Source organism: Rhodocaloribacter sp. (genome assembly GCF_056451265.1).
Map to the genome: position 1 here is coordinate 19140 of NZ_JBWOPL010000078.1, position 17535 is coordinate 36674.

At 67.9% G+C, this 17535-nt stretch carries 15 protein-coding genes; 12 read left to right on the forward strand and 3 right to left on the reverse strand.

All coding sequences use genetic code 11. The annotated features are described in order from the left end of the window. The first annotated feature begins 38 nt into the window (after positions 1–38). From AC1HIY_RS14150 to AC1HIY_RS14180, 7 genes are read left to right on the forward strand one after another with little or no spacing between them, the layout of a single operon-like run. Positions 39–1340: a glycosyltransferase family protein gene (locus AC1HIY_RS14150; protein WP_479577430.1), complete on the forward strand. Its 1302-nt coding sequence runs from the start codon at positions 39–41 to the stop codon at positions 1338–1340. Further along, entirely contained in the window at positions 1327–2574 is a 1248-nt protein-coding gene (locus AC1HIY_RS14155) for a glycosyltransferase family 4 protein (RefSeq protein WP_479577433.1), read from the forward strand. Before AC1HIY_RS14150 ends, AC1HIY_RS14155 begins: the two co-directional genes overlap by 14 nt. After that, positions 2574–3764 (forward strand): glycosyltransferase family 4 protein, encoded by a 1191-nt coding sequence (locus AC1HIY_RS14160; RefSeq protein ID WP_479577435.1) that lies wholly within the window; start codon positions 2574–2576, stop codon positions 3762–3764. Before AC1HIY_RS14155 ends, AC1HIY_RS14160 begins: the two co-directional genes overlap by 1 nt. Then, positions 3764–5611 (forward strand): ABC transporter ATP-binding protein, encoded by a 1848-nt coding sequence (locus AC1HIY_RS14165; RefSeq protein ID WP_479577438.1) that lies wholly within the window; start codon positions 3764–3766, stop codon positions 5609–5611. The genes AC1HIY_RS14160 and AC1HIY_RS14165 overlap by 1 nt, the downstream gene beginning before the upstream one ends. Then, positions 5595–6578: a sulfotransferase family protein gene (locus AC1HIY_RS14170; protein WP_479577441.1), complete on the forward strand. Its 984-nt coding sequence runs from the start codon at positions 5595–5597 to the stop codon at positions 6576–6578. Before AC1HIY_RS14165 ends, AC1HIY_RS14170 begins: the two co-directional genes overlap by 17 nt. A 30-nt stretch (positions 6579–6608) precedes the next feature. Then, positions 6609–8948, forward strand: coding sequence for a phosphotransferase (locus tag AC1HIY_RS14175; protein WP_479577443.1), 2340 nt, complete (start codon positions 6609–6611; stop codon positions 8946–8948). A 4-nt stretch (positions 8949–8952) separates the two neighbouring features. Next, the gene (locus AC1HIY_RS14180) at positions 8953–9927 is read left to right on the forward strand and encodes a surface lipoprotein assembly modifier (RefSeq protein WP_479577445.1); all 975 of its coding nucleotides are present in this window, start codon (positions 8953–8955) and stop codon (positions 9925–9927) included. Between the two features lie 30 nt (positions 9928–9957). Here the strand turns inward: AC1HIY_RS14180 and sixA are convergent, their stop codons facing one another. After that, positions 9958–10428, reverse strand: a complete 471-nt coding sequence (sixA, locus tag AC1HIY_RS14185; RefSeq protein WP_479577448.1) for a phosphohistidine phosphatase SixA — start codon at positions 10426–10428, stop codon at positions 9958–9960. 169 nt (positions 10429–10597) lie between these two features. On the opposite strand from sixA, the gene mdh reads away from it, so the two are divergent. After that, positions 10598–11533, forward strand: coding sequence for a malate dehydrogenase (mdh, locus tag AC1HIY_RS14190; protein ID WP_479577451.1), 936 nt, complete (start codon positions 10598–10600; stop codon positions 11531–11533). Between the two features lie 185 nt (positions 11534–11718). Continuing rightward, a complete protein-coding gene (locus AC1HIY_RS14195; RefSeq protein WP_479577453.1) occupies positions 11719–12471 on the forward strand; it encodes an FKBP-type peptidyl-prolyl cis-trans isomerase in 753 nt (250 codons plus the stop codon). Between the two features lie 6 nt (positions 12472–12477). On the opposite strand, the gene AC1HIY_RS14200 is transcribed toward AC1HIY_RS14195, so the two are convergent. Together AC1HIY_RS14200 and AC1HIY_RS14205 are read right to left on the reverse strand one after the other, a co-directional pair. Next, positions 12478–13128 carry an outer membrane beta-barrel protein gene (locus AC1HIY_RS14200; RefSeq protein WP_479577454.1) on the reverse strand — a complete coding sequence of 217 codons (651 nt, stop codon included), beginning with the start codon at positions 13126–13128 and terminating at the stop codon, positions 12478–12480. Positions 13129–13146: 18 nt separating this feature from the next. Then, positions 13147–14076, reverse strand: coding sequence for a sterol desaturase family protein (locus tag AC1HIY_RS14205; RefSeq protein ID WP_479577455.1), 930 nt, complete (start codon positions 14074–14076; stop codon positions 13147–13149). 208 nt (positions 14077–14284) lie between these two features. On the opposite strand from AC1HIY_RS14205, the gene AC1HIY_RS14210 reads away from it, so the two are divergent. From AC1HIY_RS14210 to AC1HIY_RS14220, 3 genes are all read left to right on the forward strand, one after another. Next, complete coding sequence (locus tag AC1HIY_RS14210) at positions 14285–15223, forward strand: cation diffusion facilitator family transporter (RefSeq protein WP_479577456.1); 939 nt, start codon at positions 14285–14287, stop codon at positions 15221–15223. 116 nt (positions 15224–15339) lie between these two features. After that, positions 15340–16527 carry an FIST signal transduction protein gene (locus AC1HIY_RS14215; RefSeq protein ID WP_479577457.1) on the forward strand — a complete coding sequence of 396 codons (1188 nt, stop codon included), beginning with the start codon at positions 15340–15342 and terminating at the stop codon, positions 16525–16527. A gap of 89 nt (positions 16528–16616) precedes the next feature. Then, positions 16617–17535: sensor histidine kinase (locus tag AC1HIY_RS14220; RefSeq protein ID WP_479577458.1), on the forward strand; the 919-nt coding region annotated here is incomplete at its 3' end.

The following is a 17535-nucleotide window of genomic DNA, read 5'->3' on the forward strand; positions in this document are numbered from 1 at the left end:
CGCGCATTGTCTCTTCTCACAGCCGCCCTCATTGTCGCATGCATCTTTCGGATACCAATCCCGAGCCGGTCAACGGGTCGATCCCGCGCGAAGGCGTTCGACCTTCCCGTCCGCCCCACCCTTCGCGCAAGCCACGCATCGCCCTGTACTCCCACGACACGTGCGGCCTGGGCCATATGCGGCGCAATCTGCTCCTTGCCCAGACGTTTGCGCAGACGCTCCGGGCGGACATCCTCATGATCACCGGCGCGCGCGAGGCCACGGCCCTGTCCATTCCCCCCGGCGTCGATACGCTGACGCTCCCGGCCCTCTTCAAGCAAGACGACGGCCTCTATCGCCCGCGCCGTTTCAGCTTCGACGTGCAGGAGCTGATCGCGCTCCGGGCACAGATCATCCGCTCCGCGCTCGAAATGTTTCAGCCCGACGTGTTCATCGTCGACAACGTGCCGCGGGGGGCCATGGGCGAACTCGACCCGGCGCTCCACTACCTCCGCCTCGACACCCCCGCGCATACCATCCTCGGCCTCCGCGACGTGCTCGATACGCCGGAGACCGTACGTCGGCAATGGCGCGCCCACGCCAACTTCGAGGCCGTCCGCGAGCTGTACGACGCCGTGTGGGTCTACGGCGACCCGGCGGTCTATGATCTGGCCGAGGCTTACGACTTCCCGCACGAGCTCCGCGCCCGGATGCGTTTCACCGGCTACCTCGACGCCGCCGCGCGGGACGAGGCGAACGCCTCGACGCCGCACGACCTCCCGCCCGCGCTGCGCGACGAGCCGTTCAACCTGTGCGTCGTCGGCGGGGGGCAGGACGGGGCGCACCTCGCCACGCTCTTCGCCCACGCCACGCAGGCTCACGACACGCCGGGCCTCATCGTGACCGGCCCGTACATGCCCGCCGGCGCCCGCGAGCGACTTCACCGCCTCGCCGAGACCACCCCGCACCTCCACGTAACCCGCTTCGTCTCCGCGCCGACCGCGCTCTTTCGCCGCGCCGGGCGCGTCGTGTCGATGGGCGGATACAACACGGTCTGCGAACTCCTTTCCACCGGCAAGCCCGCGCTCATCCTGCCGCGCCTCCATCCCCGGAAAGAGCAACTCATCCGCGCCGAACGCCTCAGCCGCATGGGCCTGCTCGACGTCATGCTTCCCGCGCAAGCCACACCCGGGCGGCTGCTCGGGTGGCTCCGGCAGGCTTCGGTCCCTCATCCGCCTCCCCGCACACGCATCGACATGCGCGGCCTCGAACGCCTGCCCGCGCTCCTCGCCGAGGCCCTTCCCACGCATTTCGCCCCCGTTCCCCACCCCCAACCGAGAATGCGCCATGTCGCCTGCTAACCCCCCCCGCATCGGGTACGTCGTCAAGCGGTATCCCCGGTATTCCGAGACGTTCATCGTCAACGAAATCCTCGCGCATGAAGCGGCGGGGTGGGACCTCGAGATCTTCGCGCTCCGCCCGCCCGTGGACACCCATTTCCAGGACGTGCTCGCCCGGGTGCGCGCGCCGGTGACGTACCTGCCCGGCGCGGGCCTGAAGGCGACCGATTTCTGGCAGTCGATCGAAGCGGCGAGCACGGTGTTGTCCGGTCTGTGGGCCAGGCTCGAAGCGGCCCGGGGCGAAGCGCCCCGCGACGTCCACGCGGCGGTGCATCTGGCCCGCGCCGCCCGCCTGCGCGGCCTCACGCACCTCCATGCCCACTTCGCCTCGTCGGCCACTTCGGTGGCGCGGATGGCCGCCCGCTTCGCGGATCTGCCGTATTCCTTCACGGCGCACGCCAAAGACATTTTCCACGAATCCGTGGACCCGGCCGACCTCCGGCGCAAGCTCCGGGAGGCCGCCGCCGTGGTCACGGTCAGCGATTTCAACCTCACCTTCCTAAGGGAACGGTACGGGGTCGATGCCCGACGTGTGGCGCGTATCTATAACGGGCTCGACCTCGACCGTTTCCCCTTTTCCGCCCCCGGTGAGCGGCCGCCGGAAATCCTTGCCGTGGGGCGGCTGGTGGAGAAAAAGGGGTTCTCCGATCTCATTGAGGCCTGCGCTCACCTGAGAGATCGGGGCGCCTCTTTTTCTTGCCGGATCATCGGTGGAGGCGACCTCGAAGCCGCCCTCCGGGCCCGGATCGAGCGGCTCGACCTCGGCGCGCACGTGTGCCTCAGCGGCCCGCGCCCGCAGCGCGAGGTGATCGAGCGGCTCCGCCGGGCCGCCGTCTTCGCCGCCCCGTGCGTGGTCGGCAGTGACGGCAACCGCGACGGCCTGCCGACGGTGCTCCTCGAAGCGATGGCGCTCGGCACGCCGTGCGTCTCCACGGACGTGACGGGCATCCCCGAGGTGCTCCGCGACGGCGAGACGGGGCTGCAGGTCCCCCGGCGCGCGCCCGCCGCGCTCGCCGACGCGCTCACCCGTCTCCTGACCGACGCCGGACTTCGCGTCCGCCTCGCCACAGCGGCCCGCCGCCTGATCGAAACCTCGTTCGACGTCCATCGGAATGCGGCGCAGCTCCGCTCCCTCTTCCGCCGGACCGCCCCCGACGAGGTCCGCTTCACCCACCTGCTCGCGGAGGCTCCCTGATGCGTATGGCCTACGTCTGCGCCGATCCCGGCGTGCCCGTCTTCGGGACGAAGGGGTGCTCGGTGCACGTGCAAGAGACGATCCGCGCCCTTCGGCGCAATGAGGTGCGCGTCACCCTCTATGCCGCCCGCCTCGGCGGAGACGCCCCGGCGGACCTTCGCGACGTGCCCGTGCGCCGCCTTCCGGCCTCGCCCCGCGGCGACCGCGCCCTCCGGGAGCAGGCGGCGCTCTCGACCAACCGGGTGATGGTCCCCCTCCTCGAACGGGACGGCCCTTTCGACGTCGTCTATGAGCGATACTCGTTGTGGAGCCACGCCGCGATGACGCACGCCCGCGTCACGGGCATCCCCGGCCTGCTCGAAGTGAACGCACCGCTCATCGAGGAGCAGGCGAAGCATCGGGGGCTGGTGGACCGGCGCAGCGCGGAGCACGTGGCGCGGCGCGCCTTCGGGGCGGCTTCGGCGCTGCTGGCCGTCTCCCGAAACGTGGCCGAATACCTGCGGGGCTTCCCCGCCGCGCGCGGCCGCATTCACCTCGTCCCGAACGGCGTCAATCCCGAGCGTTTCCGTCCGGGCCTCGAACCGGCCTGGCCCGCGCCGCCGGGGTCGTTCACCGTCGGCTTCGTCGGCACGCTCAAGCCGTGGCACGGGCTGACTACGCTCATCGAAGCGTTTGCGCGGCTCCACCGGGCGCACCCCGAGTCCCGGCTGCTCATCGTCGGAGAAGGCCCGGAGCGCGGCGCGATGCTCGCGGCCCTGGCCGCCCACGGCCTCCTCAAGGCAGCACATTTCACGGGGGCCGTCGCGCACGAGGCAGTCCCCGCGTTGCTCGCGGCCATGGACGTAGCCGTGGCCCCGTACCCGAACCTCGACGACTTTTACTTCTCCCCCCTCAAGCTTTTCGAATACATGGCCGCCGGCGTCCCGGTCGTCGCCAGCCGGATCGGGCAGATTCCGGAGGTGATTGACGATGGGGTGAACGGGCTTCTCTGCCCTCCCGGCGACGCGGCAGCGCTGGCGGCCTCCCTTTACGTGCTCCGAAGTGATCCCGCGGCCCGCAGGCGGCTTGCCGGGCATGCCCGAGAGCGGGTGCTCGGACGATATACCTGGGAGGCGGGAGCACGACGCATCCTTGCCATCTGCGGGCGTGCTCCGCTCCCTGAAAAGCTTCCGAAGGAGGCGGCCGGCTGATGGGACGACCACAGACACTCAAGCAATCGATGCCTGGCATCTTGCGCATTTTACGGTTTTTATGGCCGTATACGCGGAAGCATCGTCCGCTCGTGACGGGGTCCTTCGCGGCGCTCTTCCTGTCGGTCGCCTTCAAGACGCTGGAGCCCTGGCCCCTCAAGTTCGTGTTCGACCGGGTGATCATGCCGGAGCACGCGAAAGAGACCGTGCTCCCGTGGATCACCTCGCGCGACCCCGTCGTGCTCCTGACGCTGGCCTCCGTGGCGCTTCTCGCCGTCATCGGGCTGCGGGCGGTGGCGATGTACTACAACAAGGTCGGCTTCGCGCTCGTGGGCAACCGCGTCCTCACCGACGTGCGCGGGGCGCTCTTCCGGCACCTGCACTGCCTCTCGCTCTCTTTCCACGACAGGGCCCGGAGCGGCGACCTCATCGTGCGCGTCATCAGCGACATCGGCATGCTCCGCGAGGTCGCCGTGACGGCGTTCATGCCCATGCTCGCGAGCGTGCTCATCCTCGTGAGCATGGCGACCCTGATGCTCTCGCTGAACGGGCCGCTGGCCCTCGTGGCGCTCGCCACGCTCCCGCTGTACTGGCTCCCGACGAAGCGGCTCGGGCGGCGCATCCAGGGCGCGGCCCGCGACCAGCGCAAGCGTGAGGGCGCGATGGCCTCTACCGCCGCCGAGTCGATGGGGGCGATCAAGCTCGTACAGGCGCTCTCGCTCGAGGACGCCTTCTCTCAATCGTTCTCCAGCCAGAACCGCAAGAGCCTCAAAGAGGGCGTCCTCGCGCGCAGGCTGGCGGCGCGTCTCCAGGGCACGGTCAGCCTGATGATCGGCCTCTCGACGGCGCTCGTCCTGTGGTACGGAACGTATCTGATCCTGCACGAACGCCTCTCCCCGGGCGATCTGCTCGTCTTCATCGCCTATCTCAAGTCCACGTTCCGGCCCATGCAGGACTTCGCCAAATACACGGCCCGGCTCGCCAAGGCGTCGGCGGCGGGCGAGCGCGTCCTCGACCTCTTCGACGAGGTCCCGGACGTGTGCGACCGCCCCGACGCCGCGCCGGCCCCGAGCTTCCGGGGGGCGGTGCGCTTCGAGCGCGTCGGCTTCGCCTATGAACCCGGCCACCCGGTCCTCCGGGGCGTGGACCTGAGCGTCGAGCCGGGGCGACAGGTGGCCCTCGTGGGGCCCTCGGGCAACGGCAAGTCGACGCTCGTGAGCCTGCTGCCCCGCCTCTACGACCCCACCGAGGGCCGTGTGTGCATCGACGGGCGCGACGTGCGGGACTTCACGCTCCGCTCGCTGCGGGCGCAGATCAGCCTCGTCCTTCAGGATACGGTCCTCTTTGCCGGAACCATCCGGGACAACATCGCCTATGGCGCGCCCGGCGCGAGCGACGCCGAGATCGAGGAGGCCGCGCGGCTGGCCAACGCACACGGCTTCATCCGGAGGCTCCCCAACGGCTACGACACCGCCGTCGGGGAGCGCGGCGTGACGCTTTCGACGGGCCAACGACAGCGCATCGCCGTCGCCCGCGCCGCCGTCCGTCGCTCGCCCATCCTCATCCTCGACGAGCCCACCTCCGCCCTCGACGAAGCCTCCGAACGCGCCGTCGTCGAGGCGCTCGAACGGCTCTCGAAAGGCCGCACCACGTTCCTCATCACGCACAACCTGCGGCACGCCGCCCGCTCCGACCTGATCCTTTTCCTCGAAAACGGGCGTATATCCGAGCGGGGCTCCCACGCCGAACTCATGCGCCTCGGCGGTCGATATGCCGCCCTCTTTACGCTCGAAAACACCGCTTTCGACCCCTCCCATCCTTCGACCGACCATGCGCTCGCCCTCTGACCTTTCCCCGCACCGCAACCCGTTCGTCTTCGTCGTCGGATGCCCCCGCTCGGGCACGACGCTCCTCCAGCGCATGCTCGACGGCCATCCGTGGCTGGCCGTCTCGAACGACACGCATTTCATCCCGCGCGCCATCAAACACCTCCTCCCGCACGAGCGCAACCCGCCGTTGACGGATGACCTCGTGGCGCGCGTGCGAACGTACAAACGCTTCTATCGCCTCGGCCTCTCGGACGAAGCCGTGGCGAAAGCGGCGCGCGGGGCCGACACCTATCGCGCCTTCGTCTGCGCCCTCTACGATGCCTTCGCCGCGAAAAACGACAAGCTCCTCGGCGGAGAGAAAACGCCCGACTACGTGCAGCGCCTCCCGTTTCTCCATGCCCTTTTCCCCTGGGCGCGCTTCGTCCACATCATCCGCGACGGGCGGGACGTGGCCCTCTCGACGCTCGAATGGGCGCGCGAGGACAAAGGGCCGGGCAAGCTCCCCCTCTGGCGCGAGGACCCGGTGGCGACGTGCGCGCTGTGGTGGCGACGCATGGTGGAGACCGGACGACGCGACGGCCTCGAGCTCGGCTCAACCCGGTATTATGAACTCCGATACGAAGACCTCGTGGCCGACCCCGAGGCCAGACTCCGCGACGTAGCGGCCTTCCTCGACCTCCCCTTCTCGGCCGACATGCTCACCTTCCACGTCGGCAAGACCCGGCGCGCCCCCGGCCTCTCGGCCAAGGCGGCCTGGCTGCCGCCCACCCGGGGCCTCCGTGACTGGCGCACCCAGATGAACGCCCCGGCCCGCGCGCTCTTCGAAGCCCTCGCGGGCGACCTCCTCAAGGCGCTCGGATATGAGCCGGGCGTCGCCGTGATCCCACCGGAGACGGCGGCGCTCGCCGAACGCCGCCGGCGCGCATGGACGCAGAAGAAACGCCCCCGGCCCGCGCCCGCAACGCCGACCTCCCGCCAGGCCTGACCCGTTCCCGAACCTCATCCGACGACCGACGTGCTCACCCCTTACGACTTTGACCTCGCCCGCCGCGACACGGCCCTCCCCGGCCTGCCGATCCTCCTCGACCCGGAAGCCTTCTCCGAGGCGATCCGGCGCGCCGCCCCCTCCGCAGACGCCGCGCGGCCTCTGTACGTCCGGTACAAACCGGGCATGAATGCCCTCTTCGCCTTCGACCTCGACGTGGCGGGCGAGACGGTGACCGTCCACGCGAAAGCGCACCGCCCGGCGGACCAGGTCAAGTTCGACAAGGCGGCGAGGCGTCCGTCCGTGCCCGGCCCGCTGGGACCGGGACGCCTCGTGCTCGCCGACGAAGGCATCATCGTGTCGGTGTTTCCGAACGACGCCAAGCTCAAGTCGCTCGAACGCCTCGGCGATCCGGAACGCCGTCGTCGGCTGCTCGCGCGCCTTTTCCCCGGACGCTCCGACCTCTGGGACGCAGGCCTCGAACGTCTCCGGTACAAGCCCGAACGCCGATACGTGGCGTGCCTGCGTGCGGGCCGCCTGCCTGCGGCGGCCTTGAAGTTCTTCACCGGAGCGGGGTTCGCCGCGGCGCACAAACGGGCGAAGACGTTTGCGCCTTCGGGACCGTTCCGCCCGGTCCGCATGACGGCGGCCTCGAGCCGGCATCGGATCCTCGCTTTCGAATGGTTGCCGGGCCGGGTGCTCTCCGAGGTCCTCGCCACGGGCGCGGCGGCGCGCGGGACGCTCGAACGCGTAGGGGCGGCGCTGGCATACCTCCACGCCGCCCCCGCCGACGGCCTCCCCACGTTCACCCGACGCGAGGAGGCGCACGCGCTCCGAGCCGTGGCCGAGAGCGTCGCGTTCTTGCTTCCCCGTTCGGCTCGGCGCATCCGTGCGCTGGCCGAACGGCTCATCGACGCCCTGGGCCGGATGCCGTTCGAAGGCCGCGCCCTCCACGGCGATTTTTATGCGAAACAGATCCTCATCGACGGCGGCGAAGCCGTTTTTCTCGACTTCGACCGGAGCGTGCGCGGCGACCCGGCGACGGACCCCGGCACGTTCCTCGCCCACCTCGAGCGGGATCGTCTGCGCGGCGCGCTTTCCGAGGACGTCGTCGAGGGGGCGGGCGCGGCCTTGCTCGAGGGTTACCGGCGCGAGGCGCCCGGCCTCGACGAGCGGCGCGTGCGGCTCTACACCGCCGCCGGGCTGTTCCAGCTCACGCCTCACCCCTTCCGTTTCCGCGAGCCCGACTGGCCCGCCCGCACCGAGGCGCTCCTGAACCGCGTCGAGGCCCTCCTCACCCCGGCCGCCGCCCCGCGCGTGACCGTCGCCGCGGCGTCGGCGCCGGAGGACCCCGCCATGCCCTTCCTCGCCGAGGCGCTCGACCCCGACGTGGTCCGCCGCCGCTTCCGCCGGTTTCTGCCCCGCCTCGGCTTCACGAACGCCCGCCTCCACGTCGACGGCGCGCGCGTGGTGCGGCACAAGCCCGGCCGCCGGTGCCTCATCGAATACACGCTCCGCATCGAGCACCCGGACGGCTTCACGCCCCTCGTCCTCCTCGGCAAGGCGCGGGCCAGGGGGCTTGACAAAACCACCTACTGGGTCACGCGGACGCTCTGGCACGACGGGTTCAACGAGACCGCCGCCGACGGCATCCACCTCCCCGAGCCTATCGGATGCGCCCCCGAGTTTCGGATGTGGCTTCAGCGAAAAGCGCCCGGCGTGACCGCGACGAGGCTCCTCGCCGACCCGGACGCCCGCGCCCTCGCTCCCCGGGTCGCCGAGGCCCTCTTCAAGCTCCACACGAGCGACTATGCGCCGCCGCGCCGCCACACCCTGGCCGACGAGCTGCGCATCCTCCACGAGCGCCTGCCTCTCGTCTCCGAAAGCCGCCCCGCGTGGAAACCCCGTCTCGATCGCCTCCTCGAAGCCTGCGATCGCCTCGGCGCTTCCCTGCCGAAGACGAAGCCTCGCCCCATCCACCGCGACTGCCATCCCGACAACCTCCTCGTCGACGGCCCGCGCCTCTACTTCCTCGACCTCGACCTCGCGTGCCAGGGCGACCCGGCCCTCGACGCGGGCAACCTGCTCGCCCACGTCACCGAACACAGCCTCCGCACCTCCGGCGACCCCTCCACGCTGGTCGCATGGGAGACGGCCTTCGAGGATGCTTTCGCGGCTCTTCACGGGGAGACGATCCGCGCCGCCGTGCGCGCCTATGCCACCCTCTCGCTCGTCCGGCACGTGCACATCAGCATGCGCATCCCCGAGCGCCGGGGCATCACCGAAGCGCTGATCGCACTGTGTGAAGCGCGCCTGGCCTCCCATTTCCCCGCCACGCTCCCTTTTTCGACCGGCCTTTCCCTGAGGTGAAGTCATGAAGCACGCGTCGCTCCTTTCCGGCCTGTTCGGCCTCGTGATCGCCTGCGCGGTGTCCGCCTCCGTCGCCCGCGCACAAGATCCCTCCGAAAGCGCCGCGCGCGCGCAGGACGCCTCCGAAAGCGAAGGAGCGTGGCTGCCCCGTCACCTCGATGCCGGCCTCCTCTTCTCGAACTCGTACGACTCGAACATCAACCACGACGCCGATCCGGTGACCTCATACGGGGTGGCGCCGGGACTCCGCGTGCGCTATCTCTCCACCCCTCGGAAGCCGCTCTATACGCTGGTCTATACGGTGGCGCTCCACTCCTACACGAACACCGACAAATGGGACCGCGTCAGCCATCAGTTCAACGTGATCCTCGCCCCGCAACTCTCCGACCGGCTTCGCGCGCAGACCACGGCGACGGTCTCCCTTCGCGGCTCTTCCGAAGACCGCGACATCTCGAACCAGTTTCTCCTCGGCCAGGAGTTCGAGTTCCGCATCGACCGGAACCACCGGCTCTACCTCTATGGCACGTATCGCCTGAAACGTTTCCCCGACAGGCCGGAGAACAATGCCTTCAAACCCAACGTCGGGCTCGACTTCGAGCGACGCCTGCCGGGAGGACGTCGGTGGGGCCTCGGCGTGCGGTACGAGATCAACCGACGGGACAACCCCCGGAGCGACTATGGCCGGTGGACGTTCGACCTCGCATATCGGACCCCCTATTTTTCCGGAAAAAACCAGATCCGCCTCGGGGTCAAATACCGCCGAAAATCCTACGTCCGCAAGCGCGTGACCATCGAGAAGCAGGACGTGCGCCGCCGGGATCAGCGCTGGACGCTCGGGGTCGCGTGGCGGCGCACCTTTGGACGGGGCTTCCACGTCGAACTCGGCTACAAGTTTGAGAACCGCGACTCGAACAACCCCGCCAAGCTCTATCAGGCGCACCTCGTGGAGCTCGCCTTCGCATACGACCTGTGGCGGTGATCCGTCCGGCGGTGATCCGTCCGGCGGCGTTCACCCGCCCGCCATCACGTCCGGGTCGTAGTGCGCGAGGAGCACGCCCGCGCCCGGCCGCAGCCGTTCCGCCTCGACGACGGCCGCCGCGCCGGGCCGCATCGCGACGCGCCGTCCCGTGAGCACGTGCACGAGATGCCCCATCGCCGGCTGATGTCCGACGATCATCACGCGGGGCGGGTCTCCGTGGACTTCGAGCACCTCTTCCAGGTCGTCGAGTGAGCACCCGGGGCCGAGGAGCGCTTCTTCCGTCACCGGAGCGCCGAGCGCCGGGGCCAGGAGCGCCGCCGTCTGCCGCGCGCGAAGGAGCGTGCTGCACAGGATCCGGTCGACCGCCCAGCCCGCCTGCGCGAGGAACGCCGCCTGTCGCTTCAACTTCGCCACCCCTTCCGGAGCCAGCGCGCGCGCGTGATCGGAGCCTCCCGCATGCGGAGGCAGGGCCATGCCGTGACGGATGAGATAAAGGCGCATGGTCTTCGGGGTCGTGGCGTCCTCCGGCCGAAGGACGCCGGATTTTGCCGAATATTGGCAGAAACGGATGCTTCCGTATGCTTACTTACCGACAAGAATCACTCGCTGAGGGAGACGGCATCCGACATCACGAGAAGACTTTTCCAAAACTAGATCATCGGAGGTTCAAATGAAAATTACGGTTGTGGGGGCCGGCAACGTCGGCGCGACGGTGGCCGATTGCATTGCCCGGAAAGACATGGCCCGAGAAGTGGTGCTCATCGACATCGTCGAGGGCTTGCCCCAGGGCAAGGCGCTCGACATGTGGGAGGCTGCCCCGATTCACGGATACGACACGCGCGTGATCGGCACGAACGACTATGCCGACACCGCCGGCTCGGACATCTGCGTCATCACGGCGGGGCTGGCCCGCAGGCCCGGCATGAGCCGCGACGACCTGCTCGCCAAGAACGCCTCCATCGTCAAGTCCGTCACCGAACAGTTTGCCGCCACGAGCCCGAACGCCATCATCATCGTCGTCTCGAACCCGCTCGACGTGATGACGTACGTCGCCTACATGACGAGCGGCTTCCCGAGCCGGCGCGTCATGGGCATGGCCGGCGTGCTGGACACGGCCCGGTATCGCTCGTTCATCGCCATGGAACTCGGCGTCTCCGTGCGAGACATCCAGGCGCTGCTCATGGGCGGCCACGGCGACACGATGGTGCCCTTGCCCCGGTACACCACCATCGCAGGCATCCCGTTGCCCCAGTTGCTCGACCAGGCCCGGATCGACGCCATCGTAGAGCGGACGAAGTTCGGCGGCGGCGAGATCGTCAAGCTGATGGGCACGTCGGCGTGGTATGCGCCCGGGGCGGCGGCGGCGGAGATGGTCGAGTCCATCGTCAAGGATTCGGGCCGCGTGCTGCCGTGCGCCGTATGGCTCAATGGCCAGTACGGCCTCAGCGACCTCTTCATCGGCGCGCCCGTCCGGCTGGGCCGAAACGGCGTCGAGGAGATCCTCGAGGTCGAACTCGACGCGGAAGAGCGTAAGCTTCTCGACGCGTCCGCCGCGCACGTCCGCGCCAACGTCGCCAAACTCGAAGAACTCCAGGCCGCCGGCTGAACCGCGCGGCCTTCCGCGCCTTTCGATCCGAGACGCCGTCGCCCGCCGCGTGTGGACGACGGCGTTTTTTTCTTGCCCCGCTCCCGCGCCATGCCCGAAAGATTGCCCCACTTTGCTCGAACAAAACGCGGGAACAGACCGTTCACAGGCGAACGCACCCCGCATCCCACCACTTATTCATATCCATGAAAAACAGTCTATTGAACACCTCCATGCGTTTGCTCCTCCTCCCTTTTTTGCTCACGGCCTTCATCCTCGCCGGATGCGACTCGAACGGCGGCTCCGACGGAGAACTCATCATTCAGGACCTCGAAGAGGGCGACGGCGACGTCGTCGAGACCGGAGATGCCGTGATGGTCAGTTATGAGGGCAAGCTCGAAGACGGCTCGGTCTTCGACGCCTCGGACCTCCACGACGTGCCGCTTGCTTTCACCGTGGGCGTCGGGCAGGTGATCGAGGGATGGGACCAGGGCATCCTCGGCATGCGCGAGGGCGGCACGCGACGCCTCGTCATCCCGCCCAACATGGCCTACGGACGCCAGGGCGTGCGGGGATCCATCCCCGGCAATGAGACCATCACCTTCGTGCTCACGCTCGACAAAATCCTGGACGACGTATACACCGAGGACCGCGTCGTCGGAGAAGGAGCCACGGCGGAGCTCGGCAAAGTGGTGACGGTGGATTACCTCGGCACGCTGACCGGCGGCGAGGTGTTCGATTCCAGCCAGAACTTCACGTTCGAACTCGGCGGCGGCAACTTCATCGAGGGGTGGAACCGGGGGATCCTGGGCATGCGTGTGGGCGGCTCGCGCCTGATCGTCATCCCCTATCAGCTTGCCTACGGCGCAAGCGGCAACGGCTTCATCCCTCCGTTCGCCGTGCTCACCTTCGAGGTTGACCTCACGGACGTGAGCGACGGGCAGACGCCCGCACAATAACCGACCTCACAGATCGATCCGAACGCCGAATCGAACGGGAAGGAAGCGGGTATTGTCGCTTTTGGCGAGGTTGAGGTTCAGGTTGAAATCGCGTTTGCTCAGTTCCGTGGCGAGCACCGTCACCGACGGCTCGGCATAAACTTGAATGCCCCGTGCGAGGATCAGCCCGACGCCCAACCCGGCCTCGAAGCCGATGGTCGTCTCGGCGTCGCCTTCGAACGTCACCGAGTCGCCGCCGCGCACCGAGATGGTGAAGTCGTCGAGCTTGCGCCGGTGCACCCCCGCGCCGAGGAAGGCGTACGGCGCGAAGCGTTTGCTCGCCTCCAGGTTGGCTCTCATCCGCACCGTGCCCGAGAGCACCGAGATCGCCCCGCCGTCGAGCGCAAGGTCGATGCCGAGCACGCCGGCGTCCCCGAGAAACTCGGCCTTCTCGATGGGGAAGTTGTGGTACGAGACCCCGCCGACCACCTCGAACGTCCCGCTCAGGCGCACGCCCGCCGCCGCCCCGGCCGTGTATCCGACGTTCCAGAAATCCGAGAACGCGTTCGGCGCGAGCGGCGACGATGGGCCGACGAAGGCGTAGAGCCGCACGTTCGACTGAGCGAAGGCCGTCCCGCCCCAGGCGGCGAGCAGGCAGACGAGGAGGAGCTTTTTCATGAGGGTCGGGGGAGGGTCTCAAGGCGTGGAGACGCGGGAGGCGGCGGGGACCGGCGTCGCGGCTTCGGCGGAACCGTCGCCGCCGAAGCGGGCGGCCTCGGCGCGGAGTTGGCGGGTGGTCTTCCGCGAGCCGTCGTGGCTCCATCCCGGCGGGCCAAAGAGATAGCCGAGACGGGCGCGGAGCGGAAGCGGTCGCCGCACGTCGCGCCAGAGATCGGCCCACTCGTGAAAAGCGATGCGGAAAGGGTTGTACGTGTGGATGTTCTTCGTCAGCCCATAGGTCGGGCGCTCCTCTTCCTCCTGAAACGTGCCGAAGAGCCGGTCCCAGATGATGAGGATGCCCGCGTGGTTCCTGTCCAGATACTTGACGTCCGAAGCGTGATGCACGCGGTGATGAGACGGCGTGTTAAAGACGAGTTCGATGGGCCGGGGCAGCTTGCCGACGGCCTCCGTGTGGATCCAGAACTGATAGATGAGGCTGACCGACTGCATCGTCATCACCATCATGGGATGGAAGCCGACCAGCGGCAGCCACGTCCAGAAAACGAAACTGCCCGTGAGGTTGCCCGTCCACGTCTGCCGGAGCGCCGTGCCCAGATTGTATTTCTGCGAGGAGTGATGGACCACGTGCGAAGCCCAGAAGAACCGACACCCGTGGCTGACCCGGTGAAACCAGTAATAGCTGAAATCCTCGGCGAAGAAGAGCGCCGCCCACGTCCAGCCCGTGACCGGAAGTTCGAACAGGCGAAACCGGTAGACGAACATGAAAACGCCGAAGATCATCCCCTTGGCGAAGAGGTTGATGAGCACATTGCCGAGGCCCATCGAGAGGCTGGCCGCGGTGTCCTTCGGCGCGAACCACTCGCGCCGGTCGAGGGCGCTGAAGATCGCCTCGGCCACCAGAAGCAGGACGAACGCCGGGATGGCAAAATGAATCAGATCGGGCATGGTCGGATCATCGGGCTCGCATTCACTCGCATCAGGGGGCTCCCCCGCCCGGATCGCTCGCCTCGCGCCTTCGCGTGCGTGGGGACCGTTTTTTTTTCGCGGGAGGACGGCCGGGGGTTCCATCTTAACCCCGCGGTGGGATTTTGTCAATGGCGGCGAGAGTTCCGTATCTTGATTGCCCCCGCCGAACCGTCCCCTGCCTGACGACATGAGCGACCATCATCATCACCATCACCCCCTCCCTCACGACGATTCGGGCGGCGGCGTGAGGCTCGGCTTCTCCATCGCGTTCAACCTGATCATCACCATCGCCGAGGTCGTCGGCGGGCTGATCTCGGGCAGTCTTGCGCTCCTCTCGGACGCTCTCCACAACTTCAGCGACACCTCCTCGCTCGCCATCGCCTACGCGGCGCGCCGGTATGCGAAACGGGCGCCGGACCACCTGAAGACCTTCGGCTACAAACGGGCCGAGATCATCGGCGCGTTCATCAACCTGATCACGCTGGTGCTCATCGCCCTCTTCCTGATCAAGGAAGGCGTCTCCCGTTTGCTCGACCCACAACCCATCGACGGACCGGTGATGCTCGTCGTGGCGGTGATCGGGCTTCTCGCCAACGTGGGCACGGCCCTCCTGCTCTGGCGCGACGCAAAGCACAGCCTCAACATCCGGAGCGCCTTCCTCCATATCATCACCGACGCCGTCTCGTCCGTCGGCGTGGTGCTCGGCGGCCTGCTCATCCTGTGGTACGACGTCTACCTCGTCGACCCCATCCTCACGCTGGCGATCTCCGTGTACATCCTCTTCCACAGCTATGAGATGCTTCGCCGCACCATCGACATCCTCATGGAAGCGACGCCTCCCGACCTCGACCTCGACGAGGTGCTCCGCGCCGTCGAAGCCCTCGACCACGTGATCGACATGCACCACCTCCACGTATGGCAACTCGACGACGAGCACGCGGCGCTCGAAGCGCACATCGCCATCGAAAAGCGCGACCTCGAACGGATGGAGGAGATCAAAGAGGCCGTCAAACGGCTCCTTGCCGAGCGCTTTCACATCGCGCACTCGACGCTCGAATTCGAGTTCGTCCCGTGCGATCCCCCCTCCGGAGACCCGCCGTGCTTCGAGAATGCGCGCGCCTCGTAACTCCTCCGGTGAACCGGCGGCCCGAAAAATGTCGTTTATTCCTGGAGACGCCATGAGCGGCCGCACATGACGCGCGCCGAGCTTCTCCCTTTTCCATCCATCTGAGCATCTCCCTCATGAAAGTCGCCATCGGACACAGCGAGGCCCTCGACGCGAAGGACGCCATCGACGAGGCCCTCGACGCCTGCGCCGCCATGCTCGGCAGCCTCATCCCCCGGGCCGGCATCCTCTATGCCGCCATCGACTACGACTTCCCCGTCCTTCTCGAACGCGTCATGGCCCGCTATCCCGACCTCGACCTCATCGGCTGCACCACCGACGGCGAGCTTTCCTCCTCGGGCGGCTTCGCCGAGGACTCGCTCGCGCTGATGCTCTTCCACTCGGAGGCGGTCCGCTTCGGGATCGGGATCGGCGAGGGTGTCCGTGCGGATCCGGAGGGGGCTTCCCGAAGGGCGGTGACGCAGGCTCTCGAGGGGCTCGACGCGCCGGTCCGGCTGTGCCTGACCAACCCCGCCGGGCTCGGCGTCGATCAGGCGGGCATCCTCACGTCCATCTCCGAGGTGCTCGGCGAGGCCGTGCCGGTGTGCGGGGGGTTGGCGGCGGACCAGCTTCGCTTCGAGCGAACGTATCAGTTCTTCCGGGGCTCGGTGTACACGGATGCGATCCCGGTGATGCTCTTCGCCGGGCCGCTCGACGTCGCCACCGGCCTCGCGAGCGGTTGGAGCCCGGTCGGGCGGCGGCGCCGGGTCACGCGCGCCGAGGGATGCCTCGTCCATGCCATCGACGACGAACCGCCGGCGAAACTCTGGGCGCACTACTTCGGAGACCAGGCCGTCGGGACCATCACGCACCATAACGGCATCGCCGTCTACCCCGACCGCGGCGCGAAGCACGGCGAGGCCGACGCCGACGCCGAGGAGGTTTATTTCATGAGCATGCCCGCGTGTTTCCGCGAGGACGGCAGCATGGAAGTGTTCAACCCCGTCCCTTCCGGATCCGCCATCAGCTTCTCCGACGCCATCCGCGACGAGATCATCGCCGCCACCGCCGACGCCATCGCGCAGGCGTGCGCGGGCCATGCCGGCGCACGATCCGACGCCGCGCTCGTCTTCTCGTGCGCCGGACGGCGCCTCATCCTCGGCACACGCGTCGCGGAAGAAGCGCGCCTGCTCCGGGAGGGGCTCGGCGAGACCCTCCCCTGGATCGGACGCTATACCTACGGAGAGTTTTGCCCGCTGCCGGACTCCCCCCGAGCGCAATCGCACGGCGGCACTTTCGTCACCGTCCTGCTCGGGGAATGTTGACCCCTCTCCCGCTCGCCTTTCTCGGCGCGTTGTGCGTATGTTGGCGAAGTCCCCGGCAGGCCGCCCCTCATTGAATCGATCTTTCGACCGTGTCAGACCTCGAAAAAAAACTTCACAAGCTTCAGAAGAAGCTGGAACGATCCGAGCAGCACCGGGCCACACTCGAAAAGATGCGGGACCGGGACCAGTTGCTCTACAAAAAACTGATCGCCGAGATCACCGAGGCCCGGCAGGCCCTCGAACAAAGCCACGAAGCGCTGAAGCGAACGCAGGCGCAGCTCGTTCAGCAGGAGAAGATGGCCTCTCTCGGGGAGCTGACCGCCGGCATCGCCCACGAGATCAAGAACCCGCTCAACTTCATCAACAACTTCGCCGAGCTCAACGTCGAGCTGGCCCGGGAGCTGCGCGAGGCGCTGGCCGCCGGAGAAGACGTCGGCGAGATCCTCGACGACCTGGAGCAGAATGCGCTCCTGATCAACCGACACGGCAAGCGGGCCGACGGCGTCATCCGCGCGATGATGCAGCATGCTTCCGGCGGAACCCGTCAGCGACAGACGACCGACGTCAATGCGCTGGTGCGGGAACACGTGGATCTGGCCTATCACGGCAAGCGGGCGCAGGTGAAAGACCTCCGCGTCGAGATCGTCGAGGATCTGGGCGAAGACACGGGCGAAGCCGAGATCGTGCCTCAGGACATCGGCCGGGTCTTGCTGAATCTGCTGGGCAACGCCTTCGACGCGGTGCGCGAGAAAGCCGCAACGCCGGAAGATGGATATGCTCCCGTCGTGAACGTGTCCACGCGGCGGATCGAAGACCGGATCGAGATCCGGATCTCGGACAACGGACCGGGCATCCCCGCCGAGATCCGGGACCGCATCTTCGAGCCTTTCTTCACTACGAAGCCGACCGGCACGGGGACCGGACTCGGCCTCTCGCTTTCGTACGACATCGTCGCGCAGGGACATGCCGGGACGCTGATCGTCGAGAGTGAGGAAGGCCGGGGGACGA